This window comes from Quadrisphaera sp. KR29, assembly GCF_052644995.1.
The window spans coordinates 64,891-86,040 of sequence record NZ_JBQXXG010000009.1 but is presented as its reverse complement, the minus strand read 5'-3'; the positions used below and the strand labels follow the sequence as shown (position 1 = coordinate 86,040).

Sequence of the window (21,150 nt, the reverse complement as noted above, 5' to 3'; positions counted from 1 at the left end):
GTCACTGCTGCGCTCCAGCCATGAGGGCCTCCCGGTTGGGCATGACGACCTCCACGGGGAGCTGCTCGCGGGGCGTGCCGCCGGGAGCGCCCATGGGGCGCCCGGGCACCACGGGCAGCGGGAGCAGCGGCAGCGCGGGGGCGGAGAAGCGGCCGGGCGCGTCGGGGGCGTCGCGCTCCTTCCACGGGTCGCGGTAGGCGGCGCAGGCGGCGTCGATCTCGGCGTCCAGCTGCTCGCACATCCCGTCGGAGTCCTCCACGAGCACCAGCCGCAGCCGCTCGATGCTCAGCCGGGGCACGAAGTCGTAGGTGCGCTCCAGCCAGTTGCCCCAGGTCCGGTAGAACTGGATGAACCTGCCGGTCAGCGCGATGACGGCCTCGGGCGAGTCGACCGTGGCGAGCAGGTCGCCCTTGCGGACGGACGCCCCTGCGGCGCCCCCCACGTAGACCTCCCACTTCCCGCCCCCGATGGCGACGACGCCGACGTCCTTGACGTAGGCCTCCGCGCAGTTGCGCGGGCAGCCGACCACGCCGAGCTTGAGCTTGGCGGGGGTCTCGATGCCCTGGAAGCGCTCCTCGATGGCGATGCCGAGGGCGGTGGAGTCCCCCAGGCCGAAGCGGCAGTAGTCGGTGCCGACGCAGGTCTTCACCGTGCGCATCGACTTGCCGTAGGCGTACCCGGACGGCATGTCGAGGTCGGCCCAGACCTTCGGCAGGTCCTCCTTCGTGACGCCCAGCATGTCGATGCGCTGCCCGCCGGTGACCTTGAGCATCCCGACGCCGTACTTCTCGGCCACGTCGGCGATGCGGCGCAGCTGGTCGGGGGTGGTGACGCCGCCCTTCATCTGCGGGACCACGCTGAAGGTGCCGTCGCGCTGGATGTTGGCGTGGACGCGGTCGTTGATGAACCGGGCGTCGCGCTCGTCGACGAACTCCGTCGGCCACAGGGTCCGCAGCAGGGAGGTCAGGCCCATCTTCGACTTCGCGTCCTCGGTGCCACCGGGCGCGAGCGCGGCGAAGACGGCCGAGACGGAGGTGAGGTGCTGCTCGCGGATGGCGGCGACGAGCTCGTCCTTGCGCAGCGGCACGCCGGGCACGTACCAGTGGACGGACGGGTCCTCGGTGAGCGCCCCGCCACCGGCGGCGACGGCGTGCTCCACGAGCGTGCCGACGACGTCCTTGCACGAGCCGCAGCCCTTGCCGGCGCGGGTGGCGTCCATGACGCCCCGCACTGATGAACACCCACCGGCCACGGCACTGCGGATGTCGCCCTTGGTCACGCCGTTGCAGTTGCACACCTGCGCGTCGTCCGCCAGGTCCTCCACGGAGCCCTCGGCGGTGGCGCCGAGGTCGAAGAGCAGCTCCACGCGCTGCTCGGGCAGCGGCAGCCCCCTGTCGAACACCTGCTGCAGCGCGGCGCTCTTGCGGGTGTCGCCGAGCAGCGTCGCGCCGACGAGCCTGCCGTCGCGCACCACCACGGACTGGTACAGCCCGCGGCGGACGTCGGAGAAGACGACGTGCTCGTCCTCGGGGTGCACCGGGCCCGACTGGCCGATGGAGGCGACGTCGACGCCGGCCACCTTGAGCTTGGTCGACGTCCTCGACCCGTGGTAGGCGGCGTCGGGGTCGGCGCCGCTGAGGACGTCGGCGAGCACGGTGGCCTGCTCCCACAGCGGTGCCACCAGGCCGTAGGTCTCCCCGCGGTGCTGGGCGCACTCCCCCAGGGCGTACACCTGCGACCCGACGGGCTGCTCCACGCAGCGCATCTGGTCGTCGACGACGATGCCCCGCTCCACCACCAGGCCCGCCCGCAGGCCGACGTCGGTGGTGGGGCGGATGCCGGCGGTGACCACCACCATGTCGGCCGGGAAGGTGCGGCCGTCCTTGAGGACGACGCCAGAGACCCGGCCCTTCTCGGTGCATGCGGTCAGCCCCGTGGTGCGGGCGCCGGTCACCACGGAGATGCCGGCCTCCTCGATCGAGCGCCGCAGCACGGCGCCGGCGTCGGCGTCGAGCTGCTGGTTCATGAGGTGCTGCGGGGAGTGGATGACGGTGACGTCCAGGCCGTGGTTCTGCAGGCCCTTGGCGGCCTCCAGCCCCAGCAGCCCGCCGCCGATGACGACGGCGCGCTCGTGGTGCCCCGACCGGGCCTCCTCGAGCATCGCCCGGGTCTCGTCGAGCGACCGGAAGCCGGAGACGCCCGGCAGCAGCGAGCCGTCCTCGCGGCGCAGCCCGTCCATCGGCGGGAAGTGCGGGGAGGAGCCGGTGGCGATGACCAGCACGTCGTAGCCGGTGCGGGCACCGGTGGCGTCGACGACCTCGCGGGCGGGCAGGTCGACGTCGACGACGCGGACCCCCGAGCGCAGCTCGATGCCGTTCTCGGCGTACCAGCCGATCTCGTTGAGGTAGATCGACTCCTCGCCGTCCTCGCCCGCGAGGACGTGCGACAGCATGATCCGGTTGTAGTTGCCGTACGGCTCGTCACCGAAGACGGTGATCTCGAACTGGTCGGACGCGCCGCGCTCGAGCAGCTCCTCCAGCAGCCGGGCGCCGGCCATGCCGTTGCCCACCAGCACCAGGTGGCGCTTCCTCGTCACGTGCATCAGACCTCCACCAGACCCAGGTCGACGACGACGCTCGCCACCAGCCCTGACGGCGCCGCCACGTGCAGCTCCAGCACCTCACCGGCCTCGACGTCCTCCACCACCCGCAGCGGCACGTGCACGTCCCCCTTGGCGCCGATCGGGAACCAGCGCATCGGCACCCCGTCCCGCACGAGCACGACGATCAGCAGCTCGTCGCTGGCGTTGCCGCCGCGGAAGTACAGGACCTGCGCGCGCCGGCCCTCGGGGACGGCGTAGGTGAGGGACTCGTCGAGCAGCGCGTGCTTGTCGAGGCCGGCCCCGGTGACGGGGAAGACCCCCTGCAGGAAGCGGAAGGTCGAGCTCATCGGGCATCTCCTCGGGTGGTGCGGTCGGGTTCGCGACGGAGGTCAACGGCTTCGGGGTCTGCGCCACCAGGGTCGTGGCGCTCCAGGCGCACGGCGCACGCCTTGAACTCCGGCATCCGGCTGACGGGGTCCAGGCGGGTGTCGGTGAGGGCGTTGGCCACGCTCATCCCGCCCCAGTGGAAGGGCACGAAGACCGTCCCGGTGACGATGTCCTTGGTCACCCGGGCGCGGAACAGGGCGCTGCCGCGGCGGGTGGTGAGGCGCACGAGGTCGCCGTCGGCCACGCCGTGGCGGCGGGCGAGGTCGGGGTGCAGCTCGGCGCGCGCGTCGGGGTCGGCCATGACCAGCTGGCGCACCCGCCGGGTCTGGGTGCCGGACTGGTACTGCGCCATGGTCCGGCCGGTGGTGAGCACGTAGGGGAACTCCGCCGCCGAGGTCCGCTCGGCGCGGGGGGTGTACCGGACCACGGCGCACTGCGCCCGGCCGTCGTGGGTGGGGAAGGACTCGGCGAACAGCCGCGGGGTGCCGGGATGCTGCTCCCCGCCGTCGTCGTCCTGCTGCGGGCAGGGCCAGAAGACTCCCTGCTCGGCCTCGAGCCGGGTGTAGGTGATGCCGGAGTAGTCCGCCCGGCCGCCCGCGCTGGCGCGGCGCAGCTCGGTGAAGACGGCCTCCGGGTCGGTGGGGAACGCGGCGTCGGCGTCCAGCCCGTCCGGCAGGTCGAGGCGGTGGGCCAGGGCGTTGAGCAGCTCCAGGTCGTCGCGGACGCCGTCCGGGGGTGCCAGCGCCCGGCGCCGCAGGACGACGCGCCCCTCGACGGTGGTCATCGTGCCGGCCTCCTCGGCCCACTGGGCGGTCGGCAGGACGACGTCGGCCAGCGCCGCGGTCTCGGACAGGAAGAAGTCGACGACGACGAGGTGGTCCAGCGCCGCGAGCCGGCGGCGCACGCGCTCGGCGTCCGGGGCGGAGACGACGGGGTTGGAGGCGAGCAGCAGCAGCGTGCGCACGCCGTCGCCCGTGCCGGACTCGCCGCCGCCCAGGGCGTCGAGCATCTCGTAGGCGGAGCGCCCCGGGCCGGGGAGCACGTCGGGGTCCACGCCCCAGACGTCGGCGACGTGGGCGCGGGCGGCGGAGTCGGTGATGGACCGGTAGCCGGGCAGCTGGTCGGCCTTGAGGCCGTGCTCCCGACCGCCCTGGCCGTTGCCCTGCCCGGTGACGGTGCCGAAGCCGGAGCCCGGTCGGCCGGGCAGCCCGAGGGCGAGCGCGAGGTTGGCCTGCGCCAGCACGGTGTCGGTGCCGTTGGCGTGCTGCTCGGCGCCGCGGCCCGAGAGCATGACGGCGCCGCCGCGGCGGGCGGCGTCGGCGAGCAGGCGGACGGCGCGGCGCAGGTCGCCCTCGGGCACGCCGGTGGTGCGCTCGACGCGGTCGGGCCACCACTGGGCGGCGGCCGCCGCCGCGGCCTCGAAGCCGGTCGTGCGGGCCTCGACGTAGTCGTGGTCGACGAACCCGTCGTGCACGGCGACGTGGAGCATGCCCAGCAGCAGCGGCAGGTCCGTGCCGGGCACCGGAGCCAGGTGCACGCCCTGCGCGGCGGCCGCCGCAGCGGTCGGGGTGCGGCGCGGGTCGACGACCACCAGTGAGGCGCCGCGCGAGCGGGCCGCGTCGAAGAACTGCATGGCGGGCGGCATCGTGGCGGCGGGGTTGCCACCGGTGATCATGATCGCGTCGGCGTCGGCGAGGTCGGCGAGGGGGAACGGCAGGCCGCGGTCGACGCCGAAGACGCGGTTCATCGCGCCGGCGGCGCTGCTCATGCAGAAGCGGCCGTTGTAGTCGATGGCGCTGGTGCGCAGCGCGACCCGGGCGAACTTGCCCAGGGCGTACGCCTTCTCGTTGGTCAGGCCGCCGCCCCCGAAGACCCCGACGGCGCCGCGGCCGTGGCGGGCCTGCGTGGCGGTGATCGCGGCGACGACGCGCTCGAGCGCCTCCTCCCACGTCACCTCGACCAGCGGGGAGGTCCGGTCACCGGGCACCGCGCGGGCCAGCGGGGTCAGCAGGCGGTCGGGGTGGTCGAGCAGCTCGGCGGCGGTCCAGCCCTTGGAGCACAGGCCGCCCCGGTTCGTGGGGAAGTCCGGGTCGGGCTCGAGCGACGCCGGCCGCCCACCGGCGGTGAGGAGGATCCCGCACTGCAGCGAGCAGTACGGGCAGTGCGTGCGCGTCGTCGTCCGGACCGGGCGCTGGCCGCTGCCAGCGCCGGCCCGGACGACGGGCGTGGAGAGGAGCACCGGGCTCAGATCCGCTCGCCCAGGCCCAGGGCGCCCTTGCGGGCGTAGACCGCCCACGTGACCGCGATGCACAGGACGTAGAAGCCGACGAACGTCCACAGGGCCGGCTGCAGCGAGCCGAACTGGGCGGTGGAGGTGGCGAAGCCGCGGTTGACCAGGAAGCCGCCGTAGGCGCCGATGCCGGCGGAGATGCCGATGCAGGCCGAGGCGATGCGCTTGGCGCGGACCATGCCCTCGACGTCGTCCGTGGAGGTCCTGCCGCGGAAGATCGCCGGGATCATGCGGTAGGTCGAGCCGTTGCCGATGCCGCTGGCGACGAACAGGACCATGAAGGCCGCGAAGAACAGCGGCAGGCTCTGCATCTGGAGCGCCACCACGGCGCCGGCTGCCCCGAGGGCCAGGACCGCGTAGGCGGCGATGCTGATGCGGGCACCGCCGAGGCGGTCGGCGAGCTTGCCGCCGTAGGGGCGGGCGAGCGACCCGACGAGCGCGCCGAGGAAGGCGATGCCGAGGTCGACCTCGGGGAACTGCGTCTTCAGCAGCAGCGGGAAGGCGGCGGCGTAGCCGATGAAGGAGCCGAAGGTGCCGATGTAGAGCAGCGAGACGATCCAGGTGTGGCGGGTGCGCGCTGCCAGCTTCCAGGCCTCGCCGTCGGCCCTGGCCTGGGAGAGGTTGTCCATGTACCGCCAGGCGCCGAACGCCGCGACGAGGATCAGCGGGACGAGGATGTAGGCGGGGCGGGCGGTGCTGGCGGCGACGCCGGCGACCACGAGGAACGGCGTGACGAACTGGATGACGGCCACGCCGATGTTGCCGCCGGCGGCGTTGAGGCCGAGCGCGGCGCCCTTCTCCTTCTCGGGGAAGAAGAAGGAGATGTTGCTCATCGAGGAGGCGAAGTTGCCGCCGCCCACGCCGGCGGTGGCGGCGACGAGGAGCATCAGCCAGAACGGGGTGCCGGGGTTGGTGGCCACGTAGGCAAGGCCGAGGCAGGGGACGATGAGCAGCAGCGCGGAGACGATCGTCCAGTTGCGCCCGCCGAACCTCGCCACGGCGAAGGAGTACGGGAAGCGCATCGTGGCGCCGACCAGCACCGGGACGGCGGTGAGCCACAGGGCCTGGTCGACGGTGATCGGGTAGCCGGCGGCGATGAGCACCGGGGTGGCGATCGACCAGAGCTGCCACACGGTGAAGCCGAGGAACTCGGCGGCGATGGACCACCACAGGTTGCGGCGGGCGACGGCGCGGCCACCGCCCTCCCACTGGGCGTGGTCCTCGGGGTTCCAGACGTCGACCCAGCGTCCGCGGCGCGGCGCGTCGGTGGTGCCGACCGCTCCGCCGTGGGGGCTGGCGAGGGGTCTGGTCGGGGTGCTGGTCGGGCCGTCCGAGGTGGTGACCACCTCGAGGCGGTCGGGCGCTGCGGCCGTGGTGGCGCGGGTGTCCTGCGACATGCCGCGAACGTAGGGACGCCGTGTTGCGTGCCGGTGCCGCTGTGTGACGGCACCGGCACGCTTCCCTCACACGGCGGCGAGGGAGGAGAGAGGTGGCGGAGGAGCGGTGCGGCTCAGCGGACGCCGACGAGGTCGACCACGAAGACGAGGGCCTCGTCCGGGCCGATGACGCCACCCGCGCCGCGCTTGCCGTACGCCTGCTCCGAGGGGATCTCCAGGCGGCGGCGGCCGCCGACGCGCATGCCGATCAGCCCGTCGTCCCAGCCCTTGATGACCTGGCCCACGCCGACGCGGAAGCTCAGCGGCTCCCCGCGGTCCCAGGAGGCGTCGAACTGCTCGCCGGTGGAGTGGGTGACGCCCACGTAGTGGGTGGTCACGGTGGAGCCCGGGGTGGCCTCGGGGCCGTCGCCGACGGAGATGTCGGTGATGACCAGCTCGGTGGGGGCGGGCCCCTCGGGCGGGTCGACCTCGGGGCGCTCGGAGGCGTGGTTCGGGGTGCTCATGGGGTCCACTGTGCCCGGACTACTGCGCGGCCAGCACGTCGACCACGAACACCAGGGTCGAGCCCGCGGGGATCGCGTCGCCCTGGTCCTGGTCCCCGTAGCCGAGGTCGGGGGGGATGACGAGCAGCACCTGGCTGCCGACGGGCACGCCCACCAGACCCTGGTCCCAGCCCTTGATGACCTGTCCCTCGCCCAGGACGAAGTCGAAGGGCGTGCCCCGGCTCCACGAGGAGTCGAACTGCTCACCGCTGGCCCAGGTGACGCCGGTGTACTGCATGGTCAGCTGCTGGCCCTGCTGGACCGGGTCACCGTCGCCCTTGACGAGCACCTGGCTGACCAGCGCGGTCGGCGGGGGCACCGACCCGTCCACGGTGATGGCGGGCACGTGCGTCCCGTCGTCCACCGCGACCGAGACGCCGTCGGGCAGGGGGGCGTCCTGGGGCGTCCCCGTGGCCCAGCCGGGCCTGACCGCCTGGACGTCGATGAGGTACACGAGGGTGTCCGTCGGGCCGATGCCGGCCTGCTCGAGGCCGCCCTGGGCGCCGTAGCCGTCCTCCGGCGCCACGGCGGTGAGCACCTGGCTGCCGACCGTGGCGCCCTCCAGGGCCTTCGTGAAGCCCGGGATGACGCCCGGGCCCAGGACGAAGGAGACGGGGCTGCCGCTCCACCCGCTGGCGCCGAACTGCTCGCCCGTCCTGCCGTTGACGCCGACGAACTCCACGGTCACCACCTCGCCCGTGGCGACCTCCTGGTCGCCGCCGGGGGTGACGACCTTGGTCGTGGTCTGCCCGGTGCTGAAGCCGGCCGGCACGCTCACCTGCGGCACGGCGGCGGCGCCGGTGGCGCCCTCCGCGGCCGGGGTGACGGTCACCTGGTCGAGGTCGGCGGCGGGCGCGGCGCTGCTCGCGCTGGAGGAGCCGCCGCCCGCGGCGTCGTCGTCGCCAGAGCCCCCCGAGCACCCCGCCAGGGCGAGGGAGCCGGTCAGGAGCAGGGCCACGACAGCAGGACGACGAGCGGCGAGCACCCGGGCACGCTACGCGACCGGGCTGGGTGCCCTCACATGCTCGCGATGAGGCGCTCCACCCGCTCGTCCACCGAGCGGAAGGGGTCCTTGCACAGCACGGTGCGCTGGGACTGGTCGTTGAGCTTGAGGTGCACCCAGTCGACGGTGAAGTCGCGGCGCTTCTCCTGGGCGGTCCTCACGAAGTCGCCGCGCAGGCGGGCGCGGGTGGTCTGCGGGGGCACGCTGGTGGCCTCGAAGACCTCGATGTCGCTGCTGACGCGCTCGACCATGCCGCGGGCGGCGAGGAGGTTGTACAGGCCGCGGGTGCGCGAGACGTCGTGGTAGGCCAGGTCGAGGCGGGCGACCCGGGCGTCGGACAGCGCCAGCCCGTGCCGGGCTCGGTAGCGCTCCACGAGCTTGAGCTTGATGACCCAGTCGAGCTCCCTGTCGACCAGGGACAGGTCCCCCTCGCGGACCGCCCGCAGGCCGCGCTCCCACAGGTCCAGCACGCGCTTGTCGGTGGTGTTCCGCGTGCCCTCCTCGTCGATGAAGGCCTTCGCGCGCTCGAGGTACTCCTCCTGCACCTCCAGCGCGCTGGCCTCGCCGCCGTTGGCCAGCTTCAGCAGCCGGCGCCCCGTGGTGTCGTGGCTCACCTCGCGGATGGCCCGGATCGGGTTCTCCAGCGACAGGTCGCGCACCGCCACGCCGCTCTCCAGCATCCGCAGGACGATGTCGACGGCGCCGGTCTTGAGCATCGTGGTGGTCTCGGACATGTTCGAGTCGCCCACGATGACGTGCAGGCGGCGGAACCTGTCGGCGTCGGCGTGGGGCTCGTCACGGGTGTTGATGATCGGCCGGCTGCGCGTGGTGGCGCTGGAGACGCCCTCCCAGATGTGGTCGGCGCGCTGGGAGAGGCAGTAGACGGCGCCGCGGGGGGTCTGGAGCACCTTGCCGGCGCCCACGAGCACCTGCCGGGTGACCAGGAAGGGAATCAGGACGTCGGCGAGGCGGGCGAACTCCCCGGCCCGGGGCACGAGGTAGTTCTCGTGGCAGCCGTAGGAGTTCCCCGCGGAGTCGGTGTTGTTCTTGAACAGGAACACCTCCCCGCCGATGCCCTCCTCGGCCAGGCGGCGCTCGGCGTCCACCGTGAGGCCCTCGAGGATGCGCTCGCCGGCCCTGTCGTGGACGACGAGCTGGCGCACGTCGTCGCACTCGGGGGTGGCGTACTCGGGGTGGGAGCCCACGTCGAGGTAGAGGCGGGCCCCGTTGCGCAGGAAGACGTTGGAGGAGCGCCCCCAGGAGACGACCTTGCGGAAGAGGTAGCGGGCGACCTCGTCGGCGGACAGGCGGCGCTGGCCGTCCGCGGCGCAGGTGACCCCGTACTCGGTCTCCAGACCCAGGATCCGGCGGTCCACGCTCGCCACAGTACGTCGGCCGCCGGGGGGCGCGCGGGCGGGGCGCGCACCCGGGCCGCGGCGGGCGGGCTGTCGCGGGCCCCCGCCACCGTCCCCCCGGGAGGTCCGCACCCCCCTCCCCGGGGCGGCGTCTCCGCAGGTCAGAGCACTCATGCGGTTGCGTCTTCGAACACCTGTCGGTATCCTGGGCGACGTGGACGAGGCCCCGCGGAGCGCTGAGCCGGCGGCCCGCAGGACCCGCTCGCAGGCCCGTCGCCGTCGTGCCGCCCTGGTGCCGCAGCCGCCGCGCGGTCCCGCCCGTCGCCGGCACGAGGCGACCCGGCGGGACGTCGCCCGGCGCGGGCTGCCCGGCCCCGCCGGGATGGAGGAGGGCCTGCTCGACCACGTGCTCACCGCCCGCGCCGTCCCGGGGGCCGAGTGGGTCTGGGACGCCGGGCGAGGCAGCTGGCGGGTCGCCACGGCCGCCGACGACGCTCCCCTGGACGACGTCTCCGGCCTGGCCCAGCACCCCGACGACGGCGCCTGCGACCCGGTCGAGCAGCCAGGACCTCCGCCCTTCGAGCGCCGAGAGGCCCAGCACCGCGCTGCGCGGGAGTTCGAGCGCTGGCTGGTCCACGACGCCGACGACGACGAGCGCCGCCGCGTCCGCGCCGTCGTCGCCGAGCGGGCCGCCCTGCACGCCGCGGTGCAGCACGCCCACCGGCTGCGCACCCACCAGGCGGCCGTGGGGCGCGCGCAGGGCCAGCAGCTGCGGGCGCTGGCCGCGATGGCGCCGCTGTACCGCGCCGCGGTGCACCACCCCGACGAGGAGACCGGCGAGGACGACGGGCACCACGGGCCCTCGTCGCGGTCCCGGAGGCAGCGCGAGGCGCTGGAGGCGGCGGGGCTGCACGACCTGGTCAGCGAGGTCGCTCTCCTGCTCGCGTGGACCGAGCACCGCGCGGGCACGCAGGTGCGGATGGCGGAGCACCTGGTCAGCTGCCTGCCGAGGACCCTGGAGCGGCTGGAGGCCGGACGGCTCGACCTCGCTCTCGTGCGGGTGGTCGCCGAGCAGAGCCTCGAGCTCGACCCGCAGCTGGCGCTCGAGCTGGACGAGGAGGTCTTCGGACCCGACGGGTCCGGGCTCGGGCTGAGCACCGCCGAGCTGAAGGACGTCGTCGACGAGGTGGTGGCCCGCAAGGACGCCGCCGCCGTGCGCCGCCGGTCGCAGCGGAAGGTCTCGGCCCGGTCGGTGGTGAAGCGGTCCCTGGGAGACGGCATCGCTCAGCTGGTGATGACCGGGCCGGCGACCACCGTGACGGCCGTCTACGAGCACCTCGACACCGTCGCCGGCCTCAACCTCGCCGAGGCGCGGTCGGCCATCGCCGACGGGCGCCTGCCCGCCGACGGCGGGGACCCCTGCGCCAACGGCGTGGACGGGCTCGGCGGCGCCCCTGACGGCCCCGGGGCGGACGCCGCCGTCCACGACGCCCGCCGGCTCCCCGCCCACCGCTTCGACGCGATGGCCGCCGCGGTGCTCACCGCCTCCCCCGCCGAACCGGGTGCGCGTCGGCCGCAGGTGGTCCTCGAGGTGCACGCCGCGCTGTCGACGCTGTGCGGCCACGACGACCAGCCGGGCTGGCTGGAGGGCCACGGCTGGGTGCCCGGCTGGCTGGTCCGCCAGGGCCTCGCGTGGGAGCGCTGCCGCCTGCGGCGGATCCTCACCGACCCCTTCACCGGTGACCTGGTCACCGTGGACGGGCACACGTACCCCGCCAGCTGGCTGAAGGACCCCGGGCCACCGGCGCCCCCACCACCTCCCGAGCCGCCGGGCTCGCCACCCCCTGGACCGAGCAGCGGACCGAGCAGCGGACCGGGTGCTGGTCCGGGCGACGTCCACGGACGCCCCGTCCAGCAGGTGCCGGACACCGGGCTCGACGACTCCGAGGACCCACCGGATGACGGCGGCGGGGGTGCAGGCTCACTCGGCGACAGCCCTGGTGCTTCCGCCGACCCCGACGACCTCCTGGTCGAGGCAGACGCCGACTCCCCACACCCGTGCACCGACGGCGCCTGCGCGCCCACCAACCCTTCCCGCTGTCCTGTGGCACCGGTGGGGGGTGGCCGCTGCTACACGCCACCCGCTGCCCTGGCCCGCGTGGTCCGGCGGCGGTGGAGCCGCTGCGCCCACCCCGGGTGCCGGCGACGGGCCACCGCGTGCGACCTCGACCACGTGGTGCCGTTCCGCCGCGGTGGACCGGCCGCCGGCGGGGGCACCACGTGCGCCTGCAACCTCGAGCCGAAGTGCCGGCGGCACCACCTGCTGAAGCACGGCACGGACACCGCCCGGCTCTCCTGCGACCTCGACGACGGGTGGGTGCGCTGGTCCGCGCGCTGGCAGCAGTGGCGGTGCGACCACGGGTCCTCGCACTGGCGCTCGCCGCTGGGCTTCGAGCACCACAGCGCACCGCGGCGGGCAGCTCTGCCCGACGAGAGGTACCGCCCCACGCCGTGGCCTCCCCGCCACCCCGACGAGGAGGCGCGCCTCGGACGCCGCCACCCGCGGTCCGCCGCTGCCGCGGCTCCCCCGGCGGCCACCCGGCCCGGGCGCACCACCTTCCCCGACGAACCGGACTTCTGAGGCGCCTCGAGAGGCGCGCACGGTCGCCCGGCCGGTGCTCGCCGGCCGCGGATCAGCTCTCGTCGCCCAGCGGCTTGACCAGGACCACGAGGCGCACGCCGCGGTCGTCCACCCGGTCGACGTCGCCGGGCCTGTCGCTGAGCTGGAAGCCGGCGCGCCGGTACAGCGCGATCGACCCCTCGGAGTCCGCGCCGGTGAAGAGCTCCAGCCTCACGGCACCGGCGCGGCGGGCCTCGTCCTCGACGGCGCCGAGCAGGGCCCTGCCCAGTCCGCGGCCCTGCGCGTCCGGGGCCACCACGAGCCGTCCCACGTGCCCGACGAGCACAGCGGCCCCCGCCGAGCCGTCGTCCCCGCCGTCGTCGTCCCCGCCGTCGTCCCTCGCGGCCGGCAGGCCGCGGGCGAGCCGAACGCGGACCGCACCGAGCAGCCGGTCGGGCCTCCAGTCCGACCACGCGCCGGCCTCGGCGACCACGACGCGCTGGCAGGGGTCCTCGACGGCGGCCCGCACGTCGGCGACGGTCTCGCGCAGCGGTGGCAGGAGCGGGTCGTCGTAGCGCTGCGCCTCGCTGACGAAGGCGGCCAGCGTCACCACGAGCATCTCACCGGCGTCGGCCGCCCGCGCAGGGCGCAGGCGCCACCCACCCACGTCAGACCCCAGGACCGGCGGGAGCGCGTCAGTCAGCGGGCGGCAGGTCGACGACGTCCGAGGGCAGCCCGGAGTGCCCGGAGGACGGCGGCGTCTGCGCGGCGGCGGCCTGCGCCGCCGACACGGGAGCCGGCGCCGCCGCGGCGGAGCCGCCGTCGATGACGGCCTGCAGCACCGGTCCCTCCAGGCGCCGGAAGGTGCGACGCGGCCGGGAGCGCTCCATCACGGCCACCTCCAGCTGCTCGGCGGTCAGCGTGCGCGCCGGACCACCGGCGGGGTCGGGCGCGAGCGCCCGCAGCGCCAGCGCCAGCACGCCCGGCAGGTCGAGGTCGGCGCGCCAGCCCTCGCGCAGCGGACCGACCACCGCTTCGGTCTGCCCGCCGATGATGACCACGCCGTGCTCCTCGGCCACCGAGCCGTCGTAGGTGAGGCGGTAGAGCTGGTCGGTGCCCGGCTCGGGTCCCACCTGCGCCACGACCACCTCCACCTCCAGCGGCTTCGGCTCGCTGGTGAACACCGCCCCGAGGGACTGGGCGTAGGCGTTGGCCAGCCCGCGCGCGGTGACGTCGGCGCGGTCGTAGGAGTAGCCGCGCAGGTCGGCGTAGCGCACGCCCGCCACGCGCAGGTTCTCGAACTCGTTGTACTTGCCGACCGCGGCGAAGCCGATGCGGTCGTAGATCTCGCTGACCTTGTGCAGCGCCTTGGAGGGGTTCTCCGCGACGAAGGCGATGCCCCCGGCGTACTCGGCCACCACGACGGACCGCCCGCGGGCGATGCCCTTGCGGGCGTAGTCGGCCTTGTCCCGGATCAGCTGCTCGGGGCTGACGTAGAACGGCATGCTCATCGGCGGCGCCCCTCCTGCTCGCGGGCGCGGTCAGCGATGACGGTCTCGGCCACCCGGCCCAGCTCCTCCTCGCCCACGCGGGCGTACCCCTCGGCGGTGACCACGGCGACGACGGGCCAGATCCGGCGCACGACGTCGGGGCCGCCGGTGGCGGAGTCGTCGTCGGCGGCGTCGTAGAGGGCCTCCACGGCCACCCGCACGGCAGCGCCGGCGTCCAGGCCCGGGCGCCACAGCTTCTTCAGCGCGCCGCGGGCGAACAGCGAGCCGGACCCGACGGCGTGGTGCTCGTGCTCCTCGTAGCGGCCGCCGGTGACGTCGTAGCTGAAGATGCGCCCGGTCTGGCGGGCCAGGTCGTACCCGGCGAAGAGCGGGACCACGGCCAGGCCCTGCATGGCCAGGCCGAGGTTGCCGCGGACCATCGTGGCCAGGCGGTTGGCCTTGCCGTCGAGGCTGAGCAGCGCGCCCTCGATCTTCTCGTAGTGCTCCAGCTCCACCTGGAACAGGCGCACCAGCTCCACCGCCAGGCCCGCAGACCCCGCGATGCCCACGCAGCTCCACGCGTCCGCGGGGAAGACCTTCTCGATGTCACGGCTGGCGATCATCGAGCCCGCGGTGGCGCGCCGGTCACCGGCCATCACCACGCCGCCGGGGAAGGTCAGCGCCACGATGGTGGTGCCGTGCGGCGCCAGGTGCTCACCCGGGGCGGCCCCCGCCGAGCCGCCCTGCGAGGTCCCTGCGCGGCGCCCGGGCAGCAGCTCGGGGGCCTGCGCCCCGAGGAAGTCGGTGAAGGAGGAGCTGCCGGGCGTGGTGAAGGCCGGCGGCAGCGGAGCTGACGTCACTGGCCGCCCTTCTGCGTGTACTGGCGGACGAACTGCTCCGCGTTGGACTCCAGGACGTCGTCGATCTCGTCCAGGAGCGCGTCGACGTCGTCGGTGGCGGTGGACTCCTCCGCCTGCGCCCCGGCGCGCGGCAGCGGCTCGACCTCGTGCTCGGCGCCGTCCTTGTCGCGCCGCGACGGACGCTGCTGCTCCTGTCCTGGCATCGCTGCCCCCTCCAGGTGAGACCTCGGCTGGCCCGTCCTGCCCGTGGCGGACGGGTCGTGCTCCCTCGATCGTAGGCGCGGCCGCCGGGCGCGCGAGCGGCACCTGGCAGCATCGGCGCCGTGCCCGAGCACCCCACCGACCAGCCCGCCGAGCCCCCCACCGAGCTGCTCGAGGCCCGGGAGGGCACCGGCGCCGCCTTCCCGGCGGCGCTGGCGGCGCACGCGCGCCGCCCGGGCGCCCTGCGCGACGCGGCCACGTGGTGGTCCTCCCCCCGGCCGGTGGTGCGCCAGGTGGGCCTGGAGCTCTCCTCGGTGCTCGCCGGCCCCGCCTCCCCGCTGCCCCTGGAGCAGCGCGAGCAGGCCCGTGCCCAGGTGGCCGACCAGGCCGCGCAGGCGGCCACCGGTGAGGACGCCGACCTGCGCTGGGCCGCGGCGAAGGCCCTCGGCGCCGCCGGACCGTCGCCGGAGGGGCTTGACGTCCTGGGCGCCCTCGTCCGCGACGAGGACCCGGACGTGCGCTGGCAGGCCGTGGCGTGCCTGCCGCTGGTGCTGGGCTCGGCGGCGCAGGCCGTCGAGGGCGACGACGGCCGGCGCGTCGTGAGCGCCCTCGTGGCCGCCACCGCCGACGTCGACGACGACGTGGCCGAGCAGGCCGTCTTCGTCCTCGCCGAGCAGCTGGAGCCCACCGGGGCGGCCGCGGCCCCCGACGTCGCCGACGCCCTGGCCGCCCGGCTGGACGCCCCGGGCGAGGCCGGGGCGCTGGCAGCGCTGGGGCTGGTGCGCCGCGGTGACGCCCGCGGTGAGCCCGCCGTCCGCGCTGCGCTCACCCGCGCCCTGGACGACCCCGACACCGAGCTCGACGAGCCCTGGCTGACCGCCGCCGACCTGCTGCCCGCCCTGGCGGCGCTCGCCGCCGAGGTGCGCACCGCGAGCGCGGGCGGCCCGGCGGGCGACTAGGGCCGCTCGCCCTCCTCCGGCGGGAACGCCAGTGACACGGTGGTCCCTCGAGGCCCCGTGCGCAGGTCCACCGTGCCGCCCTGGGCCTGCGTCACCGACCGCACCACCGACAGCCCGAGCCCGGAACCGCGCGTGTCGCCGCTGGCGCGGGTGGTGACGAACGGCTCGAACGCGACGTCGGCGACGGCGGGATCCATCCCGGGGCCGTCGTCGGCGACCTCCAGCACCACCCAGCCGTCCTCGCGCCGGCTCGCCGCCACCCGCACGCGGGTCCCGGGCGGGGTGTGCGTGCGAGCGTTGAGCACGAGGTTGAGCAGCGCCTGCACCATCCGGTCCTCGTCACCGACGACGACGACGGCGGGTGCCTCGCGCTCGGCCTGCACGTCGACGTCCTCCAGCCCGAGCCCCCGCGAGCGCTCCGCGACGGCGGTGAGCAGGTCGGGCACGAAGACGGCGTCGGCCGCGGCGGCGTCGGCGGAGCCCCCGCGGGTGACGGCGGTGAGGTCGTCGACGATGCGGTGGAGCCTGTCGAGCTCGCGGCGCAGGACTCCGGCGGTGGTGGCGGCGTCGTCGTCGGCCTGGACAGCGGCGGTGAGCTCGAAGACCTCCAGGTGGCCCTGGGCGACGGCCAGCGGGGTGCGGAGCTCGTGCGAGACCGCCGCGAGCAGCTGGCGGCGCAGCGCCTCGTCGCGGCTGATGCGGCTGAGCATGCGCTCCACCTCCCCGGCCACCACCCCGACCTCGTCACCGCGGTCGGCACCGGGCAGGTGCACCGGCTGGTCGGGGAGGGCGGCGAGGTCGACGTCGCCGGCGGCCCGCGCCAGGTGGCGCAGCGGGGCGGTGGCCCGGCGGACGGCGACGACGAGGACGGCCCCGCCCAGCAGCAGCCCCACCCCTCCGGCCAGGGCGGTGCGGCGCAGCACCTCCGCGGCCTGCGCCCGTCCCGGCTCCAGGCTGCCCGCGACGAGCGCGGTGGCCACCTCCTGCCCGCCCACCTCGATGGGGGCGTTGAGCACCCGGACCTGCCCGGCGGACGAGGGCTCGGTGACGACCCGGCCCGGCTCACCGGCGGGGAGCTCTCCGCGCAGGAGCAGGTCGCGCAGCGCCGCCGGGCCGGCGTCGGAGAAGGTGACGCTCCCGCCGACGTCGAGGACGAGCAGGTGCCGGGCGCTGCCGTCGTGGGTCAGCAGGTAGGCGCCCGCCGCCGCCCGCACGCCCTCGGGCGAGACGGCTCCGTCGGTGCCGGCCTGGTCGCGCAGGAGCTCCGGGAGGTCGGTGCGCAGGTCGGTCAGCTGGTCGGACAGGAGCTGGTCGAGGGAGGCGCGGTCGCCGACGCGCACGAGCTCGGCCGCGGCCAGCCCGGCGCCGACCAGGGTCGCTGTCATCACCGCGAGGGCGACGGCCGTCAGCCGCACGTGCAGGGCGGCACCGCGCCGCACGGACTGCCTCGCCGGCCCCCGGGTGCCGGGCGGGCTGCTCACGCGACCAGCCGGTACCCGGCGCCGCGGACGGTCTCGATGCGCTCGGCGCCGACCTTGCGGCGGACGTGGCGCACGCACGTCTCCACCACGTTGCTGGCGCCGTCGAAGTCGTAGCCCCAGACCCTGTCGAGCAGCTGCACCTGTGAGAGCACCTGCCCGGGGTGGCGCAGCAGGGTCTCCAGCAGCGCGAACTCCCTCGACGAGAGCGCCACCTCCCGACCCGCCGCTCCGTGCTCGTCGAGCACGCGGACGCGACGGGTGCGGACGTCCAGGGTGAGCCCACCGGCGCTGAGCACCACCGACGACGGCTGCGCGGGCTGGCGCAGACGAGCGCGCACGCGGGCGAGCAGCTCGGTGAAGCTGAACGGCTTGACGACGTAGTCGTCGGCGCCGGCCTCGAGGTTGGCCACCCGGTCGGCGACGGCGTCCTTCGCGGTGAGCACGATGACGGGCAGCGCGGGGCGGGCAGCGCGGATGCGCGCGAGCACCTGCTCCCCGGGCAGGTCGGGGAGCCCCAGGTCGAGGATGACCAGCTCGACGTCCTCCCGCTGGGCCGCGAGAGCTCCGGCGCGCCCGCCGGACTCGGACAGCACCGCGAAGCCCGCCGACTCCAGGCCCCTGCGCAGGAAGGCGGTGATGCCCGCCTCGTCCTCGACCACCAGCACCGCCATGGCCGACATCATCCCGTGACGGCACGGGAGCCACCTGGCGCGAACATGACAGGAGCGTCAGGTGCACGACAGGGAGGCGCCACACCCGCCGGGGACTGTTGGGGACGTCGGCGCAACGAGCGCCCCCCCGGAACCACCGGGTGGACCCTGGAGGACCCCATGACCCGTCAGCGCACCTTCGCCCTCCTCACCGCCGGACTGCTGGGGGCCGCGGCCCTGAGCGCCTGCGGCAGCGATGACACCCGGACCGTGGGTGGCGTCGCCGTCGGCGACGTCGCCCCCGCGTCCAGCGCCACCGAGACCCCCACGGCCCCGCCCGGCAGCGCCTCCCCCGCTCCGTCGTCCGCGGCGCCGGTCAGCGCGCTGCAGACGATCCAGGGAGTCCTGGTCCGTGGCGACGACGATGACGACCTGGACGACCGCTACGACGACTTCACCGTGAACGGCATCGAGGTCGACTTCGGCCCCTCGGAGTGGATCGCCTCCGCCCCGCCGCTGCAGGACTACGACGGCGACGGCTCCGCCGAGCCCTTCGCCGCCGAGCTCGACGGCCTGGTCGGCCAGCAGGTGACCCTCCTCGTCCGCGACGACGACGATGACGATGACGATGACGATGACGACCTGGACGACGCCGACGTCTACGAGGTCAACGGGCTGGCGCTGCGCGACCTGTCCGGCGGGGCCCCCTGGCGCGGGCTGGTGCCCTCCGGCCCGCTGGCGGGCTGACGCACCGCCCGAGCAGCTCCGGGAGACTGGGGGGATGAGCCCCCGCGTCACCGCCACCAGCGAGCACACCGCCGCCGTCGCCGCCCACCAGCTGCGTGCGGCGCTGGCCGACTACACCGGCGCCCGGCGCGCGGCCATGCCCGCCGCCTACAGCGACTACCGCGTCGAGCGGGGCGGCACGGGCGCGGGGACGGCGGTGGGCTGGCGCTTCCAGGCCACGCGGAAGCGCGTGCGCGACCAGCTGGTGGAGGTCACCGAGGACGCCGAGGGCGCCCTGGTGGAGCGGGACACCCGCTCCTCGATGGTCACCCGCTGGGAGGTGGTGCCCTCCGGCATCAGCAGCTGCACCGTGAGGAGCACCACGACGTGGGACGGCGCCGGCGGCGTCGGCGGCTTCTTCGAGCGCACCTTCGCCCCGCGGGGCCTGCGCCGGGTCACCGGCGAGCTGGTGGCCGGCCTGGAGCGGGAGCTGCGCGGCGGCGGGCCCGGCACCGGTGGCGGACGTGGCTGACCCGGCGCCCGCGCGCCCGGCGGGGCCGTGGCCGCGCCGGGCCGCGGTGGCCGCCGCGCTGGTGCTGGGCGCGGTGGCGGCCTTCCAGGTCGCCGTGGCCGCGGGGGCGCCGTGGGGCCGGTGGACGCAGGGCGGAGGCACGCGCGGCGCGCTGGGCGCCTCCGGGCGCGCGGTCGCGGTCGGCTCGGCCCTGCTGCTGGTCGTGATGGCGGGCGCTCTGCTGGGGCGCGCCGGCGCCGGTCCGGTGGCCCGGGCACCGCGGCGCGCCGTGGGGACGCTCGCCTGGGTGACGACCTGCTACGCGGCGGTCGGCGTCGTCCTCAACGCCGCCTCGCGCTCGGTCCCCGAGCGCGCGCTGTGGACGCCGGTGACCGCGGTGCTGCTCGCCCTCAGCCTCGTCGTGGTGCTCGGCACGCGCTCCCCCCGGCCCGGTCAGCGTCCTCCGGCAGACCCCGGCGGCGGGTCAGCGGCCTGACAGCGCGTCGACCAGCGCGGCGGCGTCAGCGCAGCGGTCGAGCAGGGCCTCGGTGCCGGCGCGGGTGCCGCGCAGGGGCTCGAGCATGGGGACCCGCTGCAGCGCCCCCCGGCCGGGCACGTCGAAGATCACCGAGTCCCAGCTCGCGGCGGCCACGTCGCGGGAGTACCGCGACAGGCACTGCCCCCGGAACCAGGCGCGGGTGTCCTCGGGGGGCTCGGTGCTGGCGGCCTCCGCCTCGGCGTCGCTGACCAGCTCCTCCACGACGCCGCGCGCGCGCAGCCGGGCGTGCAGGCCCTTGGCGGGGTTGACGTCGGCGTACTGCAGGTCGATGAGGGCCAGCCGGGGCGCGTCCCAGGCGAGGTGCTCGCGATCGCGGAAGCCCTGCAGCAGGCGCAGCTTGGCCACCCAGTCCAGCTGGCCGGCCAGCCGGAACGGGTCGGCCTCGAGGTCGGTGAGCACCTGCTCCCAGCGCTCGAGCACGTCGGCGGTCTCGGCGCGGGCGGCGTCGTCGGGCCCTCCGCCGCGGGCCTCGACGTGGGCGCGGGCGGCCTCCAGGTAGCGCCGCTGCAGCTGCACCGCCGTGAGCTCGGTGCCGTCGGCCAGGCGCACCCGGTGCCGCAGGGAGGGGTCGTGGCTGACCGCGTGGAGCTCGGCCACCGGCGCGGCCACCGCGAGGTCGGGGGCCGTGCCCGCCTCGACCATGTCGAGCACCAGGGCCGTGGTCCCGAGCTTGAGGTAGGTCGCGACGTCGCACAGGTTCGCGTCGCCGATGATGACGTGCAGGCGCCGGTAGCGGTCGGCGGTGGCGTGCGGCTCGTCGCGGGTGTTGATGATGGGGCGCTTGAGGGTGGTCTCCAGGCCGACCTCGGTCTCGAAGTAGTCGGCGCGCTGGGACAGCTGGAAGCCCGGCTCCTCCCCGCGCTGCCCCAGGCCCACCCGGCCGGCGCCGCAGACCACCTGGCGGCTGACGAAGAAGGGCACCAGGCCGCGCACGACGGCGCCGAACGGCGTGGTGCGGGCCATGAGGTAGTTCTCGTGCGTGCCGTACGAGGCGCCCTTGCCGTCGGTGTTGTTCTTGTAGAGGTTGACCGGGTGCAGCCCCGGCGTGGCCGCCACGCGCTGCGCGGCGCGGCGCATCACCGCCTCCCCCGCCCGGTCCCAGCGCACCGCGGCCAGGGGGCCGGTGACCTCCGGGGAGGAGTACTCCGGGTGGGCGTGGTCGACGTACAGGCGCGCGCCGTTGGTGAGCACGACGTTGGCGCTGGCGGGGTCCTCGCTGCCCAGCGCCGCGCCGTCGCCGGCCTCGCGGCGCCCGGGGGCGTCGGTGAGCTGGCTGGAGTGCGCCGCGCTGCGGGGCACCTCGTAGCCGCGGGCGTCGCGCAGGGGCGCCTCGTCCTCGTAGTCCCACCGCGGCCCGGTGCGCCGCCCGGAGACCAGGGGGGCGGCGTAGCTGGCCACCACCTGGCTGGACAGCAGCACCGGGTCGACCTCCGGGTGCCCCGGCGCCGAGACGCCGTACTCGGTCTCGATGCCCACGACCCGGCGCACGCTCATCACCGGCCAGCCTAGGCTCGGCC

At 75.5% G+C, this 21,150-nt stretch carries 19 protein-coding genes; 5 read left to right on the top strand and 14 right to left on the bottom strand.

The window, feature by feature from the left end; all coding sequences use genetic code 11:
• Position 1: 1 nt before the first annotated feature.
• The 7 genes from nirB to pafA all read right to left on the bottom strand — a co-directional run bounded on the left by nirB (position 2) and on the right by pafA (position 9,597).
• On the bottom strand, positions 2–2,602 hold the full coding sequence (gene nirB, locus ACUN9U_RS10205) for a nitrite reductase large subunit NirB (RefSeq protein WP_445484849.1): 2,601 nt from the start codon (positions 2,600–2,602) through the stop codon (positions 2–4).
• Positions 2,602–2,949 (bottom strand): molybdopterin oxidoreductase, encoded by a 348-nt coding sequence (locus tag ACUN9U_RS10200; protein WP_445484848.1) that lies wholly within the window; start codon positions 2,947–2,949, stop codon positions 2,602–2,604. The genes nirB and ACUN9U_RS10200 overlap by 1 nt, the downstream gene beginning before the upstream one ends.
• Entirely contained in the window at positions 2,946–5,228 is a 2,283-nt protein-coding gene (locus ACUN9U_RS10195) for a molybdopterin oxidoreductase family protein (protein ID WP_445484847.1), read from the bottom strand. Before ACUN9U_RS10195 ends, ACUN9U_RS10200 begins: the two co-directional genes overlap by 4 nt.
• Before the next feature lie 5 nt (positions 5,229–5,233).
• The gene (locus tag ACUN9U_RS10190) at positions 5,234–6,676 is read right to left on the bottom strand and encodes an MFS transporter (protein ID WP_445484846.1); all 1,443 of its coding nucleotides are present in this window, start codon (positions 6,674–6,676) and stop codon (positions 5,234–5,236) included.
• Positions 6,677–6,789: 113 nt separating this feature from the next.
• Complete coding sequence (locus tag ACUN9U_RS10185) at positions 6,790–7,179, bottom strand: FKBP-type peptidyl-prolyl cis-trans isomerase (RefSeq protein WP_445484845.1); 390 nt, start codon at positions 7,177–7,179, stop codon at positions 6,790–6,792.
• 19 nt (positions 7,180–7,198) lie between these two features.
• The gene (locus ACUN9U_RS10180; protein WP_445484844.1) at positions 7,199–8,176 is read right to left on the bottom strand and encodes an FKBP-type peptidyl-prolyl cis-trans isomerase; all 978 of its coding nucleotides are present in this window, start codon (positions 8,174–8,176) and stop codon (positions 7,199–7,201) included.
• Between the two features lie 59 nt (positions 8,177–8,235).
• Entirely contained in the window at positions 8,236–9,597 is a 1,362-nt protein-coding gene (gene pafA, locus ACUN9U_RS10175) for a Pup--protein ligase (RefSeq protein WP_445484843.1), read from the bottom strand.
• 193 nt (positions 9,598–9,790) lie between these two features.
• Between pafA and ACUN9U_RS10170 the strand changes: the two genes are divergently transcribed.
• Positions 9,791–12,217 (top strand): DUF222 domain-containing protein, encoded by a 2,427-nt coding sequence (locus ACUN9U_RS10170; RefSeq protein ID WP_445484842.1) that lies wholly within the window; start codon positions 9,791–9,793, stop codon positions 12,215–12,217.
• 52 nt (positions 12,218–12,269) lie between these two features.
• On the opposite strand, the gene ACUN9U_RS10165 is transcribed toward ACUN9U_RS10170, so the two are convergent.
• From ACUN9U_RS10165 to ACUN9U_RS10150, 4 genes are read right to left on the bottom strand one after another with little or no spacing between them, the layout of a single operon-like run.
• The gene (locus ACUN9U_RS10165) at positions 12,270–12,863 is read right to left on the bottom strand and encodes a GNAT family N-acetyltransferase (RefSeq protein WP_445484841.1); all 594 of its coding nucleotides are present in this window, start codon (positions 12,861–12,863) and stop codon (positions 12,270–12,272) included.
• Positions 12,864–12,891: 28 nt separating this feature from the next.
• Positions 12,892–13,707 (bottom strand): proteasome subunit alpha, encoded by an 816-nt coding sequence (gene prcA / locus ACUN9U_RS10160; protein WP_445484840.1) that lies wholly within the window; start codon positions 13,705–13,707, stop codon positions 12,892–12,894.
• Positions 13,704–14,546 (bottom strand): proteasome subunit beta, encoded by an 843-nt coding sequence (gene prcB, locus ACUN9U_RS10155; protein ID WP_445484839.1) that lies wholly within the window; start codon positions 14,544–14,546, stop codon positions 13,704–13,706. Before prcB ends, prcA begins: the two co-directional genes overlap by 4 nt.
• A complete protein-coding gene (locus ACUN9U_RS10150; protein ID WP_445484838.1) occupies positions 14,543–14,749 on the bottom strand; it encodes a ubiquitin-like protein Pup in 207 nt (68 codons plus the stop codon). The genes prcB and ACUN9U_RS10150 overlap by 4 nt, the downstream gene beginning before the upstream one ends.
• 120 nt (positions 14,750–14,869) lie before the next feature.
• Here ACUN9U_RS10150 and ACUN9U_RS10145 point away from each other — a divergent pair, with 120 nt between their 5' ends.
• A complete protein-coding gene (locus ACUN9U_RS10145; protein WP_445484837.1) occupies positions 14,870–15,706 on the top strand; it encodes a HEAT repeat domain-containing protein in 837 nt (278 codons plus the stop codon).
• On the opposite strand, the gene ACUN9U_RS10140 is transcribed toward ACUN9U_RS10145, so the two are convergent.
• Both ACUN9U_RS10140 and ACUN9U_RS10135 read right to left on the bottom strand, forming a co-directional pair.
• The gene (locus tag ACUN9U_RS10140; RefSeq protein ID WP_445484836.1) at positions 15,703–17,187 is read right to left on the bottom strand and encodes a sensor histidine kinase; all 1,485 of its coding nucleotides are present in this window, start codon (positions 17,185–17,187) and stop codon (positions 15,703–15,705) included. The two genes, ACUN9U_RS10145 and ACUN9U_RS10140, sit on opposite strands and share 4 nt — an antisense overlap.
• Positions 17,184–17,858 carry a response regulator transcription factor gene (locus ACUN9U_RS10135; protein ID WP_445484835.1) on the bottom strand — a complete coding sequence of 225 codons (675 nt, stop codon included), beginning with the start codon at positions 17,856–17,858 and terminating at the stop codon, positions 17,184–17,186. Before ACUN9U_RS10135 ends, ACUN9U_RS10140 begins: the two co-directional genes overlap by 4 nt.
• Before the next feature lie 159 nt (positions 17,859–18,017).
• On the opposite strand from ACUN9U_RS10135, the gene ACUN9U_RS10130 reads away from it, so the two are divergent.
• Genes ACUN9U_RS10130 through ACUN9U_RS10120 form a run of 3 tightly spaced genes read left to right on the top strand, consistent with a single transcriptional unit; the run spans position 18,018 to position 19,570 of the window.
• A complete protein-coding gene (locus ACUN9U_RS10130; RefSeq protein ID WP_445484834.1) occupies positions 18,018–18,584 on the top strand; it encodes a hypothetical protein in 567 nt (188 codons plus the stop codon).
• Positions 18,585–18,618: 34 nt separating this feature from the next.
• Positions 18,619–19,095, top strand: a complete 477-nt coding sequence (locus ACUN9U_RS10125) for an SRPBCC family protein (protein ID WP_445484833.1) — start codon at positions 18,619–18,621, stop codon at positions 19,093–19,095.
• Complete coding sequence (locus ACUN9U_RS10120) at positions 19,088–19,570, top strand: hypothetical protein (protein ID WP_445484832.1); 483 nt, start codon at positions 19,088–19,090, stop codon at positions 19,568–19,570. The genes ACUN9U_RS10125 and ACUN9U_RS10120 overlap by 8 nt, the downstream gene beginning before the upstream one ends.
• Here ACUN9U_RS10120 and dop read toward each other — a convergent pair.
• Positions 19,559–21,127 carry a depupylase/deamidase Dop gene (gene dop, locus ACUN9U_RS10115; protein WP_445484831.1) on the bottom strand — a complete coding sequence of 523 codons (1,569 nt, stop codon included), beginning with the start codon at positions 21,125–21,127 and terminating at the stop codon, positions 19,559–19,561. The genes ACUN9U_RS10120 and dop overlap by 12 nt on opposite strands.
• Positions 21,128–21,150 lie beyond the last annotated feature (23 nt).